Origin of the sequence: Maribacter sp. (assembly GCF_039968975.1) — a bacterium.
Classification (GTDB): domain Bacteria; phylum Bacteroidota; class Bacteroidia; order Flavobacteriales; family Flavobacteriaceae; genus Maribacter.
On record NZ_JBDVOT010000027.1, the window covers coordinates 1 to 2,143 of the forward strand.

The 2,143-nt window shown below is 39.9% G+C and carries 1 protein-coding gene; it reads right to left on the reverse strand.

What is annotated here, in order from left to right; translation table 11 throughout:
• Window positions 1–65: 65 nt before the first annotated feature.
• On the reverse strand, window positions 66–2,143 hold a 2,078-nt coding region (locus tag ABJI11_RS01760), incomplete at its 5' end, for a sodium-translocating pyrophosphatase (protein ID WP_348348857.1).

Sequence of the window (2,143 nt, forward strand, 5' to 3'; positions counted from 1 at the left end):
CAATAGCTCTAAAACACAAAAAGCCATCAGCAAAGCTGATGGTTTTTTTATATCTAAATGTGAAATTACTCTTTATTAATCTCCACTTTTTCTATAGTAATTTCTGTAGCAGTTCCTTTCTTCTCCACAGTGGCATTTTCAAATGCTTGTAATTGTGCCTCAACCTCTGCTTTTGTACCATTATAGACTACTTCCTCAGTAATAGACTCACCATTTACCGTAGTAGAATAAGCAACAATAGCTTCAGCTAAATCTGAACTTTCTACATTCATTTCTATTGTAACCTCTGTTGTATCATTTAACGATGCAACTTCTTCTGCATGACCACCCAATATTGGTGCAATCACCAACCCGATCAAACAAGTCAATTTAATTAAAATATTCATTGATGGACCTGAAGTATCTTTAAAAGGATCACCAACAGTATCACCTGTTACAGCAGCCTTATGAGCTTCTGAACCTTTATACGTCATTTCACCATTAATCTCAACACCTGCTTCAAATGATTTCTTGGCATTATCCCAAGCACCACCAGCATTGTTCTGAAAGATTGCCCATAATACGCCAGATACCGTTACACCAGCCATATACCCCCCTAACATTTCTGCGATAGCTAATTTGTTCATTCCAAACAACATCGGTACGAACGCTATGACCAAAGGAAAACCAATAGTCAATAATCCTGGTAACATCATTTCTTTCAAAGAAGCTTGTGTAGAAATAGCCACACATTTATCATATTCCGGTTTACCCGTACCTTCCATAATACCTGGTATATCTTTAAACTGACGCCTAACTTCTTGTACCATTTCCATTGCTGCTTTACCAACCGCATTCATTGCTAAGGCAGAGAATACTACCGGAACCATACCTCCAACAAATAACATTGCCAATACAGGGGCTTTAAAAATGTTAATTCCGTCAATTCCTGTAAATGTCACGTAAGCCGCAAATAAAGCCAGAGATGTCAATGCTGCAGAAGCAATAGCAAAACCTTTCCCTGTAGCGGCAGTTGTATTACCAACTGAATCTAAAATATCCGTTCTCTCTCTTACAATAGGTTCTTGCTCGCTCATCTCTGCAATACCACCGGCATTATCAGATATTGGTCCAAAAGCATCAATAGCCAATTGCATAGCCGTAGTTGCCATCATAGCAGAGGCAGCCAAAGCCACACCGTAAAACCCTGCAAAAGCATAAGATGCCCAAATAGCACCTGCAAATAGTAATACTGACGGGAATGTGGATATCATACCAGTTGCTAAACCTGCAATAATATTGGTACCTGCACCTGTACTTGACTGCTGAACTATTTTTAAGATAGGAGACTTCCCTAATCCTGTATAATATTCTGTAACGGAAGAAATCACTGCACCTACTACTAAACCTACCAAAGTAGCATAAAAAACACGCATTGCAGAAATCTCTACTAACCCCTCACCAAAGAATTCCATTTTCATGGTCTCTGGCAACATCCACGTTACCAAACCAAAACATGAGATTGCAACTAGTATAATCGATGTCCAGTTTCCAATATTCAAAGCACCCATTACTTGAGCTTCTTTTGCATCATTACTCTTTATCTTCACCAACATGGTACCTATAATAGATATGATAATACCTACACCGGCAATTGCCATTGGCAACAAAATAGGACCAATACCACCAAAGGCATCAGTAATACTACCGCCCATATCCTTTATCACATAATTACCTAAAACCATAGCCGCTAGAACTGTCGCTACATACGAACCGAACAAATCTGCACCCATACCAGCAACATCTCCTACATTATCACCTACATTATCTGCAATAGTAGCAGGGTTACGAGGATCATCTTCAGGAATACCTGCCTCTACCTTACCAACTAAATCAGCACCTACATCTGCTGCCTTGGTATAAATACCACCACCTACACGTGCAAAAAGTGCTATTGATTCTGCACCAAGCGAGAAACCTGCAAGGGTTTCAAGAACAACAGTCATATCCATAGTCGACGTCCAAACACCGCCCATAAAAAACTGAAAGAATACTATAAAGAATACGGTTAGCCCCAATACTGCCAGACCGGCAACACCAAGACCCATTACGGTACCACCGCCAAAAGATATTTTCAAGGCATTTGGCAAACTAGTTCTTGCCG